This window comes from Massilia sp. W12, from assembly GCF_037300705.1.
Taxonomy (GTDB): Bacteria; Pseudomonadota; Gammaproteobacteria; order Burkholderiales; family Burkholderiaceae_D; genus JACPVY01.
Window position 1 is genome coordinate 5,976,027 of sequence record NZ_CP147776.1, and the last position, 19,947, is coordinate 5,995,973.

General features: G+C 57.4%; 14 protein-coding genes. 4 read left to right on the plus strand and 10 right to left on the minus strand.

The features are described 5' to 3' along the window. Nucleotides 1-83: 83 nt before the first annotated feature. Nucleotides 84-218: a hypothetical protein gene (locus tag V8J88_RS24605; RefSeq protein WP_338846934.1), complete on the minus strand. Its 135-nt coding sequence runs from the start codon at nucleotides 216-218 to the stop codon at nucleotides 84-86. A 219-nt stretch (nucleotides 219-437) separates the two neighbouring features. Beyond that, complete coding sequence (locus V8J88_RS24610) at nucleotides 438-1,412, minus strand: DUF4214 domain-containing protein (protein WP_338846935.1); 975 nt, start codon at nucleotides 1,410-1,412, stop codon at nucleotides 438-440. 588 nt (nucleotides 1,413-2,000) lie between these two features. On the opposite strand from V8J88_RS24610, the gene V8J88_RS24615 reads away from it, so the two are divergent. Further along, the gene (locus V8J88_RS24615; RefSeq protein WP_338846936.1) at nucleotides 2,001-6,170 is read left to right on the plus strand and encodes a two-component regulator propeller domain-containing protein; all 4,170 of its coding nucleotides are present in this window, start codon (nucleotides 2,001-2,003) and stop codon (nucleotides 6,168-6,170) included. 40 nt (nucleotides 6,171-6,210) lie between these two features. Further along, entirely contained in the window at nucleotides 6,211-10,215 is a 4,005-nt protein-coding gene (locus tag V8J88_RS24620) for a two-component regulator propeller domain-containing protein (protein ID WP_338846937.1), read from the plus strand. 6 nt (nucleotides 10,216-10,221) lie between these two features. Here V8J88_RS24620 and V8J88_RS24625 read toward each other — a convergent pair whose 3' ends face one another. Further along, nucleotides 10,222-10,530, minus strand: coding sequence for a hypothetical protein (locus V8J88_RS24625; RefSeq protein ID WP_338846938.1), 309 nt, complete (start codon nucleotides 10,528-10,530; stop codon nucleotides 10,222-10,224). On the opposite strand from V8J88_RS24625, the gene V8J88_RS24630 reads away from it, so the two are divergent. Beyond that, the gene (locus V8J88_RS24630; protein WP_338846939.1) at nucleotides 10,529-12,637 is read left to right on the plus strand and encodes a M4 family metallopeptidase; all 2,109 of its coding nucleotides are present in this window, start codon (nucleotides 10,529-10,531) and stop codon (nucleotides 12,635-12,637) included. The genes V8J88_RS24625 and V8J88_RS24630 overlap by 2 nt on opposite strands. Before the next feature lie 212 nt (nucleotides 12,638-12,849). Next, a complete protein-coding gene (locus V8J88_RS24635; protein ID WP_338846940.1) occupies nucleotides 12,850-13,440 on the plus strand; it encodes a hypothetical protein in 591 nt (196 codons plus the stop codon). A gap of 477 nt (nucleotides 13,441-13,917) precedes the next feature. Here the strand turns inward: V8J88_RS24635 and V8J88_RS24640 are convergent, their stop codons facing one another. The 7 genes from V8J88_RS24640 to V8J88_RS24670 form a co-directional block, all read right to left on the minus strand. Further along, nucleotides 13,918-14,901: a sulfite exporter TauE/SafE family protein gene (locus V8J88_RS24640; RefSeq protein ID WP_338846941.1), complete on the minus strand. Its 984-nt coding sequence runs from the start codon at nucleotides 14,899-14,901 to the stop codon at nucleotides 13,918-13,920. Between the two features lie 153 nt (nucleotides 14,902-15,054). After that, nucleotides 15,055-16,035: a PEP-CTERM sorting domain-containing protein gene (locus V8J88_RS24645; RefSeq protein WP_338846942.1), complete on the minus strand. Its 981-nt coding sequence runs from the start codon at nucleotides 16,033-16,035 to the stop codon at nucleotides 15,055-15,057. A gap of 100 nt (nucleotides 16,036-16,135) precedes the next feature. Continuing rightward, entirely contained in the window at nucleotides 16,136-16,663 is a 528-nt protein-coding gene (locus V8J88_RS24650) for a GNAT family N-acetyltransferase (protein ID WP_338846943.1), read from the minus strand. Continuing rightward, nucleotides 16,626-17,507: a GNAT family N-acetyltransferase gene (locus tag V8J88_RS24655; protein WP_338846944.1), complete on the minus strand. Its 882-nt coding sequence runs from the start codon at nucleotides 17,505-17,507 to the stop codon at nucleotides 16,626-16,628. The genes V8J88_RS24650 and V8J88_RS24655 overlap by 38 nt, the downstream gene beginning before the upstream one ends. Before the next feature lie 124 nt (nucleotides 17,508-17,631). Next, nucleotides 17,632-18,054, minus strand: a complete 423-nt coding sequence (locus V8J88_RS24660) for a hypothetical protein (protein ID WP_338846945.1) — start codon at nucleotides 18,052-18,054, stop codon at nucleotides 17,632-17,634. Then, the gene (locus tag V8J88_RS24665; RefSeq protein ID WP_338846946.1) at nucleotides 18,048-18,557 is read right to left on the minus strand and encodes a hypothetical protein; all 510 of its coding nucleotides are present in this window, start codon (nucleotides 18,555-18,557) and stop codon (nucleotides 18,048-18,050) included. The genes V8J88_RS24660 and V8J88_RS24665 overlap by 7 nt, the downstream gene beginning before the upstream one ends. Nucleotides 18,558-18,706: 149 nt before the next feature. Then, on the minus strand, nucleotides 18,707-19,945 hold the full coding sequence (locus V8J88_RS24670) for a Zn-dependent hydrolase (protein ID WP_338846947.1): 1,239 nt from the start codon (nucleotides 19,943-19,945) through the stop codon (nucleotides 18,707-18,709). Nucleotides 19,946-19,947: the final 2 nt, after the last annotated feature.

A 19,947-nucleotide genomic window follows, 5' to 3' on the forward strand; every position in this document is an offset into this window, starting at 1 on the left:
GATAAAAGGGGAAATGATTATAGCTAATCCGGGCGGATTGCGGCGCCGGCTTTGCAGCGGCTGAGGTGTTGTATGGTTTGTGTTTACGCTTGTTGGCGTTGGGTGTTTTTATTTTCTGTTTTGCTTTTGCGGCGGAAGGCGCCGTCTATCCAGCAATAACCGCCCAGCATGGCGCCGGCCAGTCCTAATAAAATCAAACACATCCAGTCGATTTGCATCTGTATTCTCCCGCGCAGCGTGTGGCTGAATTCGGCTTTTGCCGCAAGGATTACAGCATACTCTGGGCGGCCCGTTGCCACGCGGAATTATTGTTGTGATGCCTGTATATCTTGCAACTGCTTGCAACAATCTGTTGCCCTGGCGCAGGGTGGCTGCGCCGGTAAAACAAAGCCCATGCGCAAGCGCATGGGCTGGATGCTGCAGAGTGTGCTGCCGGATTAGCCGATCAGCGTGCCGCCGGCGTCCGGGCTGCTGCCGATCAAGACGATTTGCATGCCGTCCGGCGTGCTGACGAAGTGCGCCACATTGTCGTCGCCCGGGGTGCTCAGTTTTTGTGAATCAGGATGCGGCTCGCCGACGGCGATGCCTTGCGCCGGCTTGTTGCCGATCACGATTTGAATGCCGTCCGGTGTGTTGACAAAGCGCACCACATTGTCAGTGCTGGCGCCATTGTTGCCCAGGTTTTGCGAACCCGGATGCGGTTCACCGATGGCGATGCCCTGGCCCGGATGCGGTTCACCGACGGCGACCCCTTGGCCCGGATGCGGTTCGCCAACGGCGATGCCTTGCACCGGCTTGTTGCCGACGATGATTTGAATTCCGTCCTGGGTGCTGACAAAGCGCACCAGATTATCGTTTTGTGCATCGGGATGCGGTTCGCCGACAGCGATGCCTTGCAATTTCAACAGGGCCTGGTCTGCCAGACCGCCTTTGCCGAAGGCGGTTTGCAGGTCTTTTTCGCTGACCACGGTTTCCAGAATTTGACGCGCAAGCTTGCTGTCGTACATGTCTTTGCCGAGCAGCTCCAGGGCGCTGGTGAAGGTTTCGGCGGCTTTCAGTTTGGCGGCGAAGGCGCTGGCGTCGCTGCCCTGTGCGCCGGCGGCGATCTGGGTCACCATATTCGCCACTGAAATCGCTTTGTTTTCCAGCAATTGGCCCCAGTATTGCACGCCGCCTTGTTCGGCGTGGCGGCCAAACAGGTGCACATACACCTCATCTACCATCTGGGCTGTGCTCTTGCCTTGCATTTGCGCCTGATATTCCGGCGATTCGGCAAAAGCTTGCGCCAACTTGGTCAGCGCTGCCGGATTTTTCTGGGCTTGCGCTTCCCAGAACGCTAAGCCGCCGGCATCTGCCGGGCGGGAAAAATAGCTGACATACAGTTTTTGGATAGCAGAGGTGTACGTCCCCATGTCGGTCTCCTGTTGATTTTGATCTGTTGATTGTTGGAACAAGGTTCCAGAGAAGCGGCATTGCGCTGTGTGGCGGCGCGGCGCGGCGAAATGAATGCAGGACCGCGATGTCAATATGTTATCAGCAGCGCCGGATTGCGCTAATAGATTTCCGGTAGAAAGTGTGTGCAAATGTAGCAAATTGCATGTGCGCCTGCTTTTGCTTGCGGGGGCGCGGCGGTTTACCGCAGTGATGCGCTGTTTCAGGAAGCGGTGGCGGGGGCGGGCGGGGTGTGGGGTTTGCGTTGCGGCGAGCGGAAAAACAATTGGAAGTTACTGATCATGGTGCGTTCTCCAGGCGGGAAAAACAGGCGGCGGGGGAAAGGCTAAAGCAAGTGTGCATTATAAAAAAAGCGGTTCAAATAAAACAGGCGCAGTTTGCCTGTTTTTTTATGATGACAGTTGCCTGGCCGGAGATGCTGATCTGTTCATTTTCAGGCGTACAGCATTGCCTTTGCGCATGTCCTCACGCTTGCCGCCTGCGCCACATTGCATGCTGTGGCCGGACTTGTTGCGCCGGGGTTTCGCCGCAGCAAGCTTGCCGTTACAATGGGTCGTCTTGCTGCGGAATATGGCGCGGACGCTGGCCGCTTCAGCGTTACGCATTGCGCCTGCCGCTATCTGTTTGCCCCAGTCCACCTGTGTTCTGCCATGACGCTGATGCGCCGTGCAGATTTTGATTTGATGGAAGAGGAGCCGGTTTTGCATGCGCCAAGCGACACCTGGATAGGCAAGGCGATACGCCATCTGCGTCTTGCGTTATGCTGCCTGTGCGGCCTGCTCTGCAGTTCGCAGGCGCTGGCGCAAGCCATGCCTTTGCCGGCCCTGCCGCCGCCCAGCGGGTTCGACTTCCTGCAAGCCTATTTTGAAAATGTCAGCAAACCGGATGCGATTCCAAATGGCATCGTGAGCGCCTTGAGCCAGGATGCGCAGGGCTGGTTGTGGGTCGCCACGCAAAACGGTTTATTGCGCTACGACGGTTACCGTTTTGAGCGCTTTGTCTCGCGTGAGGGCGATGCCGCCAGTCTGCCGGGAAATTATGTGCGCAGTTTGTGGCCGGCCCCGGATGGCAGTTTGTGGGTGGGTACGGATAACCATGGGGTGGCGCGCTTTAATCCGGCCAGCGGCGGTTTTGAGCGTTTGAATCTGGATGACGGTGTGGCGCGCGGGGCCGGTATGTTGCATATCGAAGCCTTGCGCGGCGACGCCAGGGGCGGGGTGTGGATAGGCAGCGGCCAGGGGCTGGCCTATCTGGCGCCGGGCGGGCAGCAGCTCAGTTGGCTGCGGCGCGAACAGGGTTTGCTGGATGAGCAGGTGCGCAGCCTCTTGATTGATAAACAGGGCGTGTTGTGGATAGGCAGCCAGCGCGGTTTGCAGCGCTGGCGCCAGGGCAAGCTGGAAACCATCGCTATGCCGGATCGCAATGGCCGTGCGCAAGAGGTGGATGTGTTGGCGCTGTTTCAGGCGGCGGATGGAAAAATCTGGGGCGGCACGCGCAAACATGGCGCGTTCTGGCTCGATCCGGCGCAGGCGCAGGCCAATTGGCCGGCAGCCGGCGCAGCGGCGGCGGTGTTGAGCATTGCGCAACCGCAACATGATCAAATCTGGCTGGGCACGCGCGGCCAGGGCATTCTGGTGCTGACGGCGGATGGCCGCAGCGTGCGCCAGATCCGCCATGATCCGTCCCTGGCGGGGGCCTTGGCGCACAATGAGATTTCCAGCATGTTGATTGATCGCGATGGCGGCTTGTGGCTGGGCAGCTGGGGCGGCGGCCTGCAACGCCATCCTGCCGGCAACAGCGGTCTGCGGCTGTTGCGTCACAGTCTGGTGCAAGCGGACAGTCTGAGCGCCTCGAATGTGCGCAGTCTGCTTGCGCTGCAAGATGGCCGCCTGTTGCTGGGCATCAGTTCGCAAGGGGTGGATGTGTTTGAGCGCATGCGCGGGCGCATCGACAACCGCCAATTTTCCCAATTCTTTGCGCAAGACACGATTTACGCCATGCTGCAAGATCGCCAGAACAATCTTTGGCTGGGCAGCGGGCAAAGCGGAATCTGGCAATGGCAGGAGCGCAATGCGCGCTGGCAAAACATGCCGGGTTTGCAGGAAACCCCGGTGCAGCATATCTGGCAAGACCGGCGCGACAATTTGTGGGTCGCCACCGCGCGCGGTCTGGCGTATTGGGATGCGTTGCAGGGCCGTTTTGAGTTTTGCCGCACCAGCGCGGGCCAGCCCATGCAAGCGTATGTCACCAGTCTGGCGGAGGAGCCGAACGGGCGCTTGTGGGTCGGCAGTCTGGCCGGATTGTGGCGCATCGAGCCGGAAACCCGGGTCATGATTCCGATGCACAGCGCGCCGAATGACAAGGCGGCCTTGATTTCTTCTGATATCCGGGGCGCTTTATGGGACAGTCGCGGCAATTTATGGCTGGCCACCGAGCGCGGTCTGGAGCGCATGCTGTCCTGGAGCGGCGGCACGGCCCGCTTTGAGCATGTGAATCAAGTCTATGGGCGCAGCCAGCAGGAGCTGGGCAATAATCTGCAACAGGATCAGCGTGGCCGCATTTGGACTGAAAAAGTCATGCTCGATCCGGTGCGTCAGCGTTTATACGAATTGGCGCGTGCGGATGGCATGGATATCGGCACGCCCTGGGTTGGATCGTTCAGCCAAACCAAAGACGGTTTATTGCTGTTCGCCGGCAGCAAGGGCGTGGCCTTGATTGACCCGGAAAATTTTCAGCCTGATTTGAGCGGCGCGCCGTTGGTGATCAGCGATTTGAAAGTGAACGGTCAGGCGCACAGCCAGCGCCGCCAATTGCGTCTGGAGCCGGATGTGCGCCATTTTTCAGTCGAATTCGCTGCGCTCGATTTTGCCGTTTCCGAGCGCATCCGCTACCGCTACTTTTTGCAAGGCTATGAAGATAGCTGGATCGAGACCGACGCCAGCCACCGGCTGGCGGCATATGGCCAGTTATGGCCGGGCAATTATGTCTTGCGGGTGCAGTCGCAAGACCGCTTTGGCGAATGGAATGAAGAACAGGAATTGCGCCTGCCGGTGCAAGTCTTGCCGGCGTTTTGGCAAACCTGGTGGTTTGGCGCGCTGCTGATGTTGCTGTTGTCGGCCAGTTTGTGGGCGGCGGCGCGCTGGCGCACCCTGCGTTTGCAACGTGAAGCGCAGCGCTTGCAGCAAAACATCCAGCAGCGCACTGCGGATATCTTGAAATTGGGCCGCATCGGGCAGGAATTGACCGCCACGCTTGATCTGGAGCAAAGTCTGGCCCGCCTGCATCAGCAAATCACGGCGCGCCTGGATGCGCATGCCTTCAAGGTCGGCCTGTATGACGCGGAACACGAAAGCATCCGCTTTGTGTATGAGATTGAAAACGGCGAACGGCTGCCGCAGATTGAAGTGCCGATGCGCGAAATGGCGCGTCCGGCAGTGTGGTGTGTGCGCGAGCGGCGTGAAATGATCATCAACCGGCGCGAACAGATGCTTGATTATGTGCCGAACATCCTGCCGCCCTCACAGGGCGCGCCAATGCAAACCGTGGTGTATCTGCCGCTGTTGGCGGAAAACCGCACCCTGGGTTGTTTGAGTGTGCAAAGTCCGCTGCCATATGCGTATGACAGCGATCAGCTGGAATTTTTGCGCGTGCTGGCCAGCTATACCGCGATTGCGATTTCCAATTCGCTGGCGCATGGCGAGCTGGCCGGCGCGCATCGCCATTTGCAGGAAACCCAGGCGCAATTGGTGCATGCGGAAAAAATGGCCTCGCTCGGTCAATTGGTGGCGAATGTGGCGCATGAGGTGAATACGCCGCTGGGCGCGATCAAGGCCAGCGGCGGCAACATCGCCAGCGATTTGCAAGCCTTGCTGGAAGAGGCCCCGGCCCTCTTCAAATTGCTGGATGACAGCTGCGAACAATTGCTGATGAGCCTGATTCACCATGCGCGCCAGGCGCATGAACTGCGCTCCAGCCGCAGCGAACGCCAGTTGCGGCGCGAATTGCAACGCAGTCTGGATGAAGAGGGCTTGCAACAATCCGGCCTGCTGGCCGATTTGCTGGTGCATATGCAGGCTGAGACGCGCTGGCGTGAGTTGCTGCCTTTGCTGCAGCATCCGCAGGCCGCTTTTATTTTGAGAAATGCCCAGCGTATCGCTGAATTGGCCTTGAGCGTGGTGAATATCAATCAAGCCGTGTCGCGCATTTCCAAAATCGTGTTTGCCCTGAAAACCTTTTCCCAGCCGGGCCAATCGGGCAAGGCGATGCCGGTCGATTTGCGCGCCAGCCTGGAAAATGTGCTGACCCTGTACCAGCATCAATTGCGGCAAATTGAGCTGCAGCGCGACTATCAGGCCATTCCGCATGTGCCGGGCTGGCCGGAAGCGCTGGCCCAGGTGTGGACGAATTTACTGCAAAACGCGCTGCAGGCGATGCAAGGACGCGGGCGCTTGCGCCTGATCATCCGGCGCCAGGGGCATGAGGCGGTGGTGGCGCTGTCAGACAGCGGCTGCGGCATTCCAGCTGAGATCCGCGAGCGTATTTTCGAGCCATTCTTCACCACCCGCGCGGAAGGCGAGGGCAGCGGGCTGGGTTTGGACATTGTCAAAAAAATCATTGACAAACATCAGGGTCGGATAGAATTTGTTACTGAGGTCGGGGCCGGCGCCACGTTTTATGTGTATCTGCCGTTCCAAACCGAGGCCTGGCCGCCAAACTGAGGCAGCGCCGGCAAGCTAACAGTAACAGGCAGGGGGAGGCATGCTTTTAACGCCGGTTGGCCTGCGCTTGATGCGCATCCTGGTTTGTTGCTTTCTGCTCGCGCTGGCGGGCGCGCTGCGTGCGCAAAATCTGTTCGTGCACGATTCCCCTTATTTTCAAAATATCGGCAACGCCGATCAAATCCCTTTTGGCGTGGTGACCGCGCTGGCGCAGGATGCGCACGGCGTGCTGTGGGTCGGCACGCAAGACGGCCTGGTGGCGCATGACGGCTACCGCTTCCGCAAATATCAACAACGCGAACACGATGCCCTGAGCCTGCCGGGAAATTATATTTCCGGCCTGTGGCCGCAAGCCGATGGCGGTCTGTGGCTGGCCACCCTGCATGACGGGGTGGCGCACTTGAGCGCAGATCGCGCCACGCTGCAAGGCCTGCCGCCCGCGCTGGCGCAGGAGTTGGCCGGCAAGCGCATCGAAGCGCTGCAAGGCGGGGCCGATGGCGGCGTGTGGCTGGGCACCAATCAGGGACTGGCCTGGTACGCCCCCGGGGCCACCCGTCTGCAATGGTGGCGCAAGAACGAAGGTTTGCTGGATGACAGAGTCAACACACTGTTATCAGACCGGCGCGGCGCCTTGTGGATCGGCAGCGCAGGCGGCCTGCAACGCTTGTGGCAGGGCCGTTTGCAACACATGGCGCGCGGCGATGGCAATACAGCTGCGGCGCAAGATGTGACCGCCTTGCTACTGGCGGCGGATGGCAAGATCTGGGGCGGCACGCGCAAGCAAGGCGGCTTTTGGCTGCAGGGCGCGGAATATGCGCTGCACTGGCTGCAGCGCACCGAGGGCAGCGCCAGCATCACCGCGATTGCGCAGGCGCAGGCGGAAACGATCTGGTTCGCCAGTCGCGGCGATGGGATTGTGCAAGTCGATGCGCGCGATGGCCGCTGGTTGCGCGATTTGCGGCATGACGCATCGCAACAGCACAGCCTGGCGATGAATGATATCAGCGCCTTGCTGCGCGATCGCGACGGCGCGATCTGGGTCGGCAGCAAGGGCGGCGGTCTGCAGCGTTATCACGGCGGCCAGGCGATTCAGCTGTTGCGCGCCAGCTTGTTGCAGGGACACAGCCTGCCGGACACGAATATCAGCAGCGTGCTGGAATTGGCCGATGGCCGGATTTTGCTGGGCAGTCCGGCGCACGGTTTGCAATTGTTTTCGCGCAGCAAGGGGCGTTTGGAAGATCCCTTGATCAGCGCTCAGTTTCAACGCAATCCGGTGCGCGCTCTGCTGCAGACGCGCGATGGCGGCATCTATGTCGGCACAGATTTGAGCGGGGTCTGGCAATTGGCCCCGGGCGCGCGCGCCTGGCGTCAATTGCCCGGCTTGCAAGACGCCCCGGTGCGTCGCCTGCTGCAAGACCGCCAGGGCAATTTATGGCTTGGCAATACGCGCGGCCTGGCGCGCTGGGATGCGCAGGCGCAGCGCTTTGTCAGCTGTCCTGATGTGCAAGGCAATAGCGTGTCCCCCTGGATCACCAGCATGGTGGAAGACAATACCGGCGCGCTGTGGCTGGGCAGCATCAATGGCCTGTGGCGCATGGAGGCCGGCAGTTGCCGCTTGCAGCAAATGCAGCATACTGCGGGCGCGCCGGATGCCTTGCAATCGCTCGAAGTGCGCGGCCTGCTATGGGACAGCCGGGGCCGCTTATGGGTCAGCACGGCGCGCAGCCTGGAGCGTTTGCGTGAGCGCAACGGCGCCCGGGTGCGTTTCGAGCATGTCAGCGCGCGTCTCGGGCATGCCGGCGAAGACATCGGCAGCAATTTGCTGGAAGATCGGCAGGGACGCATCTGGAGTGGCCGCTTTTTGCTGGATCCGGTATTGCAGCATATGTATGAATTGGGCAAGGGCGACGGCTGGGATATCGGCACCGGCTGGATCGGCTCCTATACGCGCTGTGCGGATGGGGTGCTGCTGTATGGCGGCACGCGCGGTTTGGCGATTATTGACGCGGCCCGCTTTCATCCGCAAACCGAGCCGGCCCCTTTGCGCTTTGTCGAATTCAAGCAAAATGGACAGCTCAGCGCCTTGCCGGCGGAGCGCGTGCAATTGGGGCCGCAAGTGGCCCATTTTTCACTCGAATTCGCCAGCCTCGACTTTTCCCTGCCGGACAAAGTGCGTTACCGTTACCGCTTACTGGGACATGATGCGGGCTGGATCGAAACCGATGCGAGCCAGCGCCAGATCAGCTATGGCCGCCTGTGGCCGGGTGAATACCGGCTGCGCGTGCAGGCGCAAGACCGCTTCGGGCAATGGGACAAACAGGAACTCAGATTGGAGTTGAAGGTGCTGCCGGCCTGGTGGCAAACCTGGTGGTGTGCGCTGTTGAGTCTGCTGCTGTTGCTGGGCAGTATCTGGGGTGTGTCACGCTGGCGGCTGGCCTGGATGCAGCGCAAGGCGCAGATCCTGCAGCAAACTATCAGCCAGCGCACGGCGGATATCTTGAATTTGGCGAACATCGGGCGCGAGCTGACCGCCACGCTGGATCTGGAGCAAGCCTTGGCGCGTTTGCATCAGCAAATCAATACCCGCTTAGACGCGCATGTGTTTCTGGTCGCTTTATATGATGAGGCGCAACAGCAATTGCGCTATGTGTATGACATTGAAGGCGGGCACAGACAGCCGCAACATGTGCTGGACATGCAAGCCGGGCCGCGTGCGGCGATCTGGTGTGTGCGCGAGCGGCGCGAATTGCGCACCCGCCAACGCGCCGATCTGCATCAATATCTGGGACAGATTCCCGCCCCCATGTCGGGCCAGCCGATGCAAAGCATTTTGTATTTACCCTTATGCGCCGGGGAGCAGGTGTTGGGCTGCCTGAGTGTGCAAAGTCCGCAGCGCGACGCCTGGCGCGATGATGAGCTGGAGTTTTTGCGCGTGCTGGTCAGCTATACCGCGATTGCGGTTTCCAATTCGCAAGCGCATGGCGCATTGAGCCGGGCGCATCAGGATCTGGCGCAGGCGCACCAATATTTGCAAGACACCCAGGCGCAATTGGTGCAACAGGAAAAAATGGCCTCGCTCGGGCAATTGGTGGCGAATGTGGCGCATGAAATCAATACGCCCCTGGGCGCAGTCAAAGCCAGCGGCGGCAATATCGCCGATGCGGCGCAATTTTTGATCCAGCAGGCCCCGCCGATTTTGCATTTACTGCAAGAACATGAGATGCAGCTGTTTCAGCAATTGGTGCTGCACGCCTGCGACACCGTGCAAGTGCTGGACAGCCGCGCTGAGCGCCATGCGCGGCGTGAATTGCAGCGCGACATCGAGCGCGGCGGGGTTGGCGATGCCGCCATTGTCGCTGCGCTGCTGGTGCAATTGCAGGCGCAAGAGGCTTGGCGCGATTACCTGCCGCTGCTGCAGCACGCGCAGGCGGACAGCATTCTGGCTTGCGCCGAGCGGCTGGTGGAAGTGGTGAAAAACGCCGGCAATATCAATTTGGCGGTGGCGCGCGTGTCGAAAATCGTCTTCGCATTGAAAGCCTTTTCCCACCACAGCAGCGATGGCGAAATGCTGGCGGTGGATTTGCAGCGCAATCTCGAAACCGTGCTCACGCTTTATCAACACCAGCTGCGCGGGGTGCAATTGCTGCGTGAATATGAGGCTGAGGCGGTGGTGCTGGCGCAGCCCGATGAATTAAGCCAGGTGTGGACGAATTTGATTCAAAACGCTTTGCAAGCGATGCAATTCAAAGGGCGCCTGGTGTTATCGCTGCGCCGTATCGGCAATGAAGCGCAGGTTGCCTTGGCCGACAGCGGCGGCGGCATTCCGGCCGCGATTCAGGAGCGCATTTTTGAACCCTTCTTCACCACCAAGGCGATTGGCGAGGGCAGCGGGCTGGGGTTGGACATTGTGCGCAAAATTGTCGAACGACATCGGGGCCGGATTGAATTCATCAGCGAAAGCGGCGTCGGCGCGACTTTCTTTGTGTATTTGCCGCTGCTGGAAAACGAAGCCGCGCATGCTGTTTTGGAAACTATGCACGCTTGATTGGTGTCAGAAAAATACAAGGCCATGGACTTTTTTTGAATTTGTTCCAGGCTTGAAATGTTGCAATGCATAAACCGTTTTCTCCATGCGAAAAAAGCGCCGGCGCAAGCGCGCACAAAGCGCGCGCCGGCATGTTGATATTGCATAGCAACATGGTTTATCGGCTTGACACCGCATTGCAATTGCAGAAACATGCCCAGCACTGCCTTTGTAAAAAAGCCAGTGTGCGGCCGCACCGTCATGCCCGACATGGCGGGCGAGCCAAATCAAGACGCGCAAAAGCGTCATCACAATAATTACGGAGACGAGAACCATGAAAACCTTCCGCCTGTCGCTGGTGGCAGCGACGCTTTGCTTTGCATTTTCCCACGCCCAAGCCGCTTCCCAGTCTGTGGACAGCTTGAGCGTATTTTCAAATGTCAAAGCAGGCAGCCCGCAGCAAGTGCTGCAGCAATATGTGGGACAGTCCGCCGCCGGCCTGACGCTGGTGCGCAGCAATGAGTCCCTGCTCGGCAAGCACTACTACTACCAGCAAATGTTGCACGGTTTGCCGATTGATCAAGCTGATGTCGCGGTGTCGATTGGCCACAATGGGCAATTGCTGAAAGTGCACAATCAAGCCAGGCAGGTCAGCGCGGAAGACGCCGCCAAGGCCTTCAAACAATTGCACTCCCTGAGCAAAATCGGCAATGAAGCCGCACTCGACCGCGCCTGGGCGAATATGAAGGTGCAGCATGCTTTGTTGAAAGCGCCGCAAGCCGATATGGTGTGGGTGGTTGGCAAAGATGGCGTGCAACTGGCCTACAAAGTGCAAATCGCGGCAGAAATGCCGACCGGCGGCTTTGTGCAATATTTAAGCGCACAAGACGGCAGCCTGTTGAAATCGTATTCCACTTCCCTGCCGCGTCACGCCAAAAATGGCGAACGCAGCCTCGAAGCGCGCGCCACTCTGCTTGGCGGCACGCTCGACCGCGCCGCCGCCACACAAGCGGTAGCCAAGCGTCAGGCGCAACAATTGAGCAGCGGCGCGCTGGCCACGCCGTCCGGCATCAATGGCACGGGTTTCGTGTTTGATCCCGATCCGCGCACCACCTTGAACAATGACAGCATTACCGACACCTCGGCGGCTTCAGTGTTTGAACCGGCGTATTTCAACAAACCATTGCGTGATCTGACTGTCACCAATGGCGTGTACAGCCTGTCCGGCCCGTTTGTGAATATCAAAAACATCGAATCCCCGGCCACCGCGCCATCCACCACCACCAATGGCGCATGGACAGCCAAGCGCGGCAATAACGCATTCGATGATACCAATGTGTATTTCCATCTGGATCAAAACCAGCGCTATATCCAGTCGCTCGGCTTCACCGGCACAAAATCCATCATCAACCGTCCGCTGGATGTGGATACCGACGGCCTGAATGGCGATGACAATTCGCACTACAGCTACGGCGGCGCCACTGATTACCTGGCGTTTGGCCATGGTTGCGTGAATGATTCGGAAGATGCGGACGTGATTTTGCATGAATACGGCCACGCTATTCACCGCAATATCAACAGCAATTGGAGCGGCGGCGACACCGGCGCCATGGGCGAAGGTTTTGGCGATTACTGGGCCGGTTCGTATTCCTACAGCACCGCCAACGGCAAGACTTACCACCCGGAATGGGCGTTCAGCTGGGATGGTCATAACTCCTGCTGGGGCGGGCGCATGATGAACCGCACCGACGCCAAGTACAACAGCAGCAAGACCTATGGCGCGCATTCATCTGTCACTGAAAACGGCGTCACCTTTGTTTCGGATGAGCTGTGGTCCACGCCGCTGTTCCAGTCTCTGACCGCGCTGGTGGCGGCGGGCAAATCGCGTGATAACGTCGATAAAATCATTTTGGAAGCGCACTTCGGCTTAGGTTCCGGCGTAACCATGCGCCAGATGGCGACATCGATTGTGAATGCGGCGAAAAACCTGTTCCCGAATGATTTGACCTACGCCAACACCTTCCAGGCCAAGTTTGAAGCGCAAAACATCCTTGGCGCGGTGGTGCCGCCCGGCCCGAGCATGAATGAAACGGAAAGCAATAACACCGCCGCCACCGCCAACACCGTCAGCACCACGAATACCACGGTGAATGGCACGATGAGCGCCAATTCGGATCTGGATTTCTTCAAAGTCTCGCTCAATCCGGGCCTGACCCTGAGCGCCACCCTGACCCCGAACAGCACCTCAGACTATGACTTGCATCTGTTTGACAGCAATGGCACGACCCAACTCGCCTCCAGCGTGAAGGGCACCGGCCAGGTCGATACGGTGAGCTACAAAAACACCGGCACCAGCCCGAAAACCCTGTATGTGCGCGTGAAGTACTACAGCGGCGGCACTGGCGCCACCAACGGCAAATACACCTTGAATCTGAAGTGGTAAGCCGGACTGTGTTCCAGATCTGAACAGGTGTCAGATCTTTTCCAAGCGCAAGCCGATTGGGGTCGGCTTGCGTTTTTTTATTGGCGGCAGCACTGAGGCGGCACAGTCAGGTAAACAGCCGTAATCGGCAAAATGGTCTTGCACTGCTATATTTTCTGCACCTGCCGGGCGATCTGGCAGCCTGGCAATGCAGTGTTAGACAAGGAGGCAAGATGAGCATTCACAACACAGAATTTTTACGGGATCCGGTCGGGTTTTTAGGCTCGAAAGCGATTGCCTTTTCCAGCGTTGGCGCCCAGTCGGGCTTGAATCGCTGGGTGCTTGAGGCTGAGGGCGATATTCCTCCAATCATGTTGCGGATCGCCAAGGAGTCAGATAAAGATACCTTCCCCGCGTATTACCTGCCTTATCAAACCAATTCCTCATGCCAGATCCAGCTTGGCGATCAGGCCAGCTTCATGTTCACCCCGCCACTGACCGGCTGTACTTTTGTGATTGATAAAAAATGGTTCACCCCCATGGTCGCGCACTACAACTACCAAACCGAAAAAGGCGACATTGATCAAGATCAGATCAATCAAAATGTGAGAAGCGATTTTGGCCCGGCCACCTCCGGCAAGATTTTTGTCAGCGCCAACTATTACCCGGTGACCAAGAGCGACTATGTGCCAGAGGATGAAGACGCGCAAAACCATCGTTTATATGTGGTCGGCGTGCGCGGTAAAACCGGTTGGACAATGTACCGCATGAAACATGATCCGTTTAGCGGCGAGATCAAAGAGGCGCCCAGCAAGATTAATTGAGGGCAGCTATTCAGCCGAATTCAGGCCAAAAAACGCAGGCTGGGTTGAGCGCAGCGACAACCCGGCGTCCGACAGCAGTGGATCAACAAAGGAATTTGCGGGAGGGATAAGCAATATGGGCCGCAAACGTTCAAATACCGTGACTGTTCAGCCTTCATAAGGATGGACGAAGCAGATTCCGTTCGCCCTGAGCCTGTCGAAGGGCATGGTTGGTCATGGTTCGACAAGCTCAACACGAACGGCAAAACCGTGGTTCGACAAGCTCACCACGAACGGCAAAACCGTGGTTCGACAAGCTCACCACGAACGGCAAAACCGTGGCTCGACAAGCTCACCACGAACGGCAAAACCGTGGCTCGACAAGCCCGGCACAATGAAGCTGCAACCCGATATAAACCGACTTGTTAGTGCAGTGGCTGAATAGATGCCAAATACCTTGAAAAAATCCCCTGAATAGCTGCGTAAGAGGCTGAATAGTTAGGTCAACGCCTTGTAAAGATTAAAAATACTCACCACAGAAATCAATGAGCCAACCAGGATCAGCAGTGTTTTGGTTTGGAATTTACTGCATAAATAAGCAGCGAAAGGCGCGGCAAACAAGCCGCCGATCACCAGACCGGCCACCACCATCCAGGGGCCAAAGCCAACCAGCGCAGTGAACGTGATGGCGCTGACCAGGGTCAGGAAAAACTCAGCAAAATTCACGGTGCCAATCGTGGTGCGCGGATCTTGCCCGGTGCCCACCAGAGTGGTGGTGACAACCGGCCCCCAGCCGCCGCCGCCGGTAGCATCCACAAATCCGCCAAACAAAGCCAACTTGGCGATATGTTTGGGTTCTTTTTTTGCGGCGACCACTTTTTTGAACACCTTGCTCAGAATATACAAGCCCATGCAAAGCAAATAAGCGGCAATGAAAGGCTTGATCGCGGCCCCATCAATGCTGGTCAAAATGTAGGCTCCAAGAATGACGCCTGTCATCCCGGGCAGCAATAATTTCAAGAACAGCTTCTTATTCACATTGCCAAACTTGGCATGGGAGATGCCGGATACCCCGGTGGTGAATACTTCCGCCACATGCACGCTGGCGCTCGCCACGGCGGGGCTGACGCCGCTGGCCATTAAAAAGCTGGTCGAGGTGATGCCATACGCCATGCCTAAAGCGCCATCCACCACCTGGGCCAGCAAGCCGACCGCAAGCGCGCTCCAAAACACCGGGCTGTGCAGGGCTTCGCTCAGCATGGCTTTTGCTGCATGCACGCCATTGTCAAACAACAGCACCAGCGCATAGCCGCACAGCAAGAGCAACGATGCAGTGGCCAGCCAGACCGCGACTTTGATGGTGCGGCTTGAGGCATCTGCCAGGGCAATATTTTCGACCGCCCGCTCCAGTGGCGGCAGGCCAAGCTTTTGATGTTCCGCATTCAGCGCGTTTTCGCTGTAATCCCAATCCCGCAATTTCATCTGGACTCCTCGCATAGTGAAGCCACATTAGAAAAGAATTCGTCCAGATTGGAAAATAATATTAGTGCAGTTGTAAATTACTTATTGGCATATGGGGCATGCAGGCGGGCGCAATCTCCAAAGGGTGGGACGGACTGTCCCACCCTCAGATCATCAAGCCTGCTGACGGCGGCGGCGCGCCAAGGCGATCAGACCTGACAAGCCGGCGCCCAGCATGGCCCAGGTTTCTGCTTCCGGCACCGGGGTTTGCACAAACGCCAAATGGTAAGGACTGTCACGGTAGGAGAGGCTGTGACGCTGCACCAGCTCCAAGTTTGAATTCAGCAATGAAATATTGCTGGAGCGGTCAGCAATCGCCAGCATGCCTTGGTCATTCACATCAATATCGGTCATGAAACCGCCGAAATTGATCTGTTTCTTGAGCGCGCCTTGCGCATCATATTGCGCCAAACCGCCATACATATCGACCGCAAATAAATTCCCGCTGCGATCCACTGCCACGCCGCGCGCATCGTAATTGCCGGACAGATTGATGGTTTTCAGCAAGCGCAGGCTGTTCGGGTCATACACATCGACATTTCCATTCAGCGCATACAGCAAGCCATTGCGGCCAACTGTCAGGTCGGTGTAGGAGCGGTTGGTGGCGAAGCGGCTGCTTTCGCCATTTTTCAGATTGAACATCACGATGCCGGAAGCTTCGCCGCCGCTATAGGTGAACATATCGCTGACGAAAACAGAATTGCCATATACGCCGATGCCGCCATAGCTGATATTGTTGACGGTGCTCCAGCCATTCATGCCCAGATTGGATTTGATGCTGCCATTATTGCTGTCAAGGCTGGTCATGCGCGGCGTGAATGTGCCATTGAACATGTGCACCACACCTTTTTCACCCATCGCCACGCCACGCAAACTGTGGAAACCATCAGCAAAATCCGGCGTATCAAAGACTTGCACAGTGCGCCCATCTTGGCCCATTTCACGTAATTTTCCGTTGGATAAATCAGATACCAGCAGATTCCCGTTTTGCACTGCTGCCGCGTGGCTTGCAAGCGCGCTGACAGCAAGCGCTGCGCCGAGTGCGTATTTGAACAGAGAAGAGGAAATTTTTTGGAAGTGAAAAGGCTTAGTCATCAAAGCTCCTGAGGTGGGTGGTGAAGGGATGTGCTAAGCCGTTATTATACTTTTAGTGGATTTTTAATGATAGTTTTTAAATGTATTTAATGAATGTATTCTATTCTGATGCCTTCAGCGTGGCACACAGTACTTTTTGCATTACCCGGTTTTCATGCCGTCCATCTTCCATTTCAAACCAGGTTTGCCCGACGTCCTGCCAGCCATGGCGTGCATAAAAACGCAAAGCGCCATGGTTGCCGGCCCAGGCGCGCAGCCAGATCAGATCGGCGCCCATGGCGCGTGCACACTCTTCGCTCGCCTGCAACAGCGCCGCGCCCAAGCCCTGGCCGGTGAAGCAGCGCAGAAAATACAGACGTTCCAATTCGCAGCGTTGCCCTCCATCTTGCTGCTGCAAGGGGCTGAGTTGGGCAAAGCCTTGCAATGCATCGCCATCGCATAAGAGCAAAACAGTTTGTGTGCGCAGCAAATCCTGCATCGCTGCAAGGCTGTAAGTTGTTTGCACATGACGCGCGATGACGGGATAAATGCCTTTGTAAGCATAGGCTTCGAGAAAAACCTGGGTCGCCAGAACGCTCAGGCAAAAGGCGTCATCCGGCGCAGCGGGACGGATCTGAAAGGTCTTCATTGGCTTGGCCTTGTAATAAAAATTGCTGCATGGGGTGGCGGCTAAAGCCGGCCTCTGCGCAAGCCAGGCCGCCCAGGTCATCTCTTTGCAAGAGGCTGATGCGTGCGCTGTGTAGCGGGTAGTGTGCGCGCAAAAGCGTCAACAGGCGCGCCGCTGCCGCTTGCTGCGGGTCGTCTTGCAAGATGCTGAGCAAGAGCAGCTCTTGCCCCTGGCAGCGGAATACAATCTGGGCATGCTCCAGGCGCCAGGCCTGTAAGCCCTCTTGTTGCGGGCGCAGGCAGGCGGGCAGGGTTTGCAAAGGAATTCCGTCAAGACGGCGTTCCACTTGTTCCAGCCAGGCAAATGCCTCAGGCAGGGATGGGGACAGAATTTCAGGCGGCAGCCCGGCAGAAATCCCGCCAAGCGCTGGCGCATGCCAACCAGACAGGATGTGGCTTTGCCGCATGCCATGTTTTTGATACAGCGCCAGTGCGCGTTGATTCGCGCAGACCACTTCCAGCTCAATTGCTTGGCCCGCTTGTCTGGCGCGCGCTTGCCAATCTTGCAGCAGCGCCGCTGCCGCGCCATTTCCACGCGCAGCCGGCAGCGCGCCCATCATCGCCAAGCGCCAGCTGGCGCGCTGCTGACGCGGCGCGACCAGGGCAAAGGCGCAGGGCGCGCCGTTTTGCAAGGCAATGCGTGAATGTGCAAGATTAATCGCCTGGCGTGCGATAAAGCTTGGCCAATTCACATTCGCTAGCTGCAGTGGAATCAAGTAATCATCAAACGCGGCACACGCCAGCGCATGCAATTCGGCAGCGGGAATGCGGTCTGCAGCGAGCAGTTGGAATGACGTAAGGGACATATCAACCGGCTCCTTAGCGAAACGTGATAATCACAAAAGCCCCTGATTCAGCCACGAATGCCGGCTGTGCCAAGCGCAGCGCCAACCCGGCGTCCGGTTGCAAAATGCCGGATGCAGAATGAAGTTATTTTCCCTTATTCATAGGAGCTTGACAGCTGGAATCGGGGGCTTGCTGAATTGCTATCGCTTGTACCATGCTTTCTGCTGGATGCTGGGAAAAGTATAAATAGTTCATTAAATCTTTATCGACAAAGCCAATGCTTTCCGGTGGAATGTTGGCATTGTAGTCCGCAATCATGGCGCGGGCTTTTGCCAAATTGCTTGGGCTGGGTTGGCCCCATTTGGCGCAGTAAGCTTCTGCTTTTGCAATATTCTGTTGCAAGGTATAGCTTGCATCAAACAGCCTGACCAAAGTGTCATGCAATAAGCAGTTAACTATGTCCAGTGGAAAATCGGGCATGTCGCCGTCGCGCGGGTCGGCCAAAACCAAGGCTCCCAGTTCATCCGGATATTCAAGCAATTCATCATTTTCGATGCGAATCAGCATAGGGTGATCCTTATTTGTTTAGCCAATTCATGCTCAAGAAGGTGTAGTTGTCCGTATGTCTTGAGCTCCTTTTCAGTGTATACCCAGGCAACTCCACCTGAGACATCCATTTGCGACATGAAGCGGAACTTATCTTGAATCGCTAAATGAATATCATGCGCCCGGTTGCGATATACCCTGATTTTGGCTTTACGTGCAACCGGGCTGCGGGCATCCAGATCATCGGTCAACAGGTAAAATCCCAATACGGCGATTTGTGGCAAATCGGGCCTCAGCATCTGTACCGCTTTTTGTGCGATGGCAAATGAGATCCGAACCGCATATGCGGGTTTGGCGATAGCAGAGTCCATGCTGCCACTGGCGTCGGTGAACTTTAAACCAACAACATATCCATCAATACCTGCAACTTTGTTGTAGCTGAGCATGACCATATAAGGTGTTTCATCCACCACAATGGCCTCTTGTTTTGTGCGAACTTCATTGAGTAAGTGGTGTCCAGCCATGATTCAGTCCCTTAATCAAAGCATATTGTGATGAGACTGTTGCGCCGTTTCGGTGGAAGAACTGCTTGGGTTGAGTGCAACGCCAACAGAGCGCCAACATCGGTGGCGCAAGCAAGGCGCCAGAGTAATCTTAATCACGTGAAACATTCTCACGAAACAGCCATACGCAACATGGCATGCAGCAGCACATTCGCCCCAGCTTCCAAATGCGCGGCTTGCGCATCTTCGATTTCATTGTGGCTGATGCCATCTTTGCAGGGCACAAAAATCATGCCGGCGGGCGCTACGCGTGCGGCGTAAATTGCATCGTGTCCCGCGCCGGAAACCACATCCATGGTGCTGTAGCCGAGTTGCGCAGTGGCTTGCCGCACCGCATCCACACATTCCGGGTGGAAGGGGCAGGGCGGATAATACGACACGCGCTCCAGACTGATTGATAAACCGCTGTCCGCAGCGGTGGCGGCGACAAAGGAGGTGATTTCCTGATGCATCTTGTCCAGCAATTCTTCATTCACATTGCGCAAATCAATCGAGAATTTGACTTGTCCCGGAATCACATTGCGGCTGTTGGGAAACACTTGCACGTAGCCCACCGTGCCGCGCCCGTAAGGCGGATAGCGGTTCGCTATCGCCACCGTTTCCTGCATGATGCGGGTGGCGATTTGCAGTGCATCGCGGCGCAAATGCATGGGCGTCGGCCCGGCATGCGCCTCCATGCCCTGCACCACACAGTCATACCAGGAGAGACCCATCACCGCCGGCACCACGCCAATCACCTTATCGGCGTCTTCCAGCACCGGGCCTTGTTCGATATGCGCCTCAAAATAGGCGCGCATCGGGTGCTGTCCCGGAATTTCGTCGCCCAGATAGCCGATGCGGCGCAATTCATCCTCCACCCGCAAACCGGCCACATCTTTGGCGTCATAAGCATGCTGCAGCGAAAACGCGCCGCAAAACACGCCGGAACCCATCATCACCGGCACAAAGCGCGAACCCTCTTCATTGGTCCAGAACGCGACTTCAATCGGCGCTTCAGTCTCAATCCCATGCTGGTTCAAGGTGCGCACCACTTCCAGCGCCGCCAGCACCCCATAATTGCCGTCAAACTTGCCGCCGGTAGGCTGCGTGTCGATATGGCTGCCGGCCACCACCGGCGGCAGATCCGGATTGCGGCCGGGACGGCGCATAAAGACATTGCCGATCTGGTCGATGCTGATCTGCAAACCTTCCGCACGGCCCCAGGCCAGCACCAAGTCGCGTCCCTGTTTATCCAAATCGCTCAAAGCCAGGCGCTTCACGCCGCCTTTTTCAGTGGCGCCAATCTGCGCCAGATCCATCAGCGCTTGCCACAGGCGGGCGCCGTCAATTTTCAAGTTGGCGATATCCATGC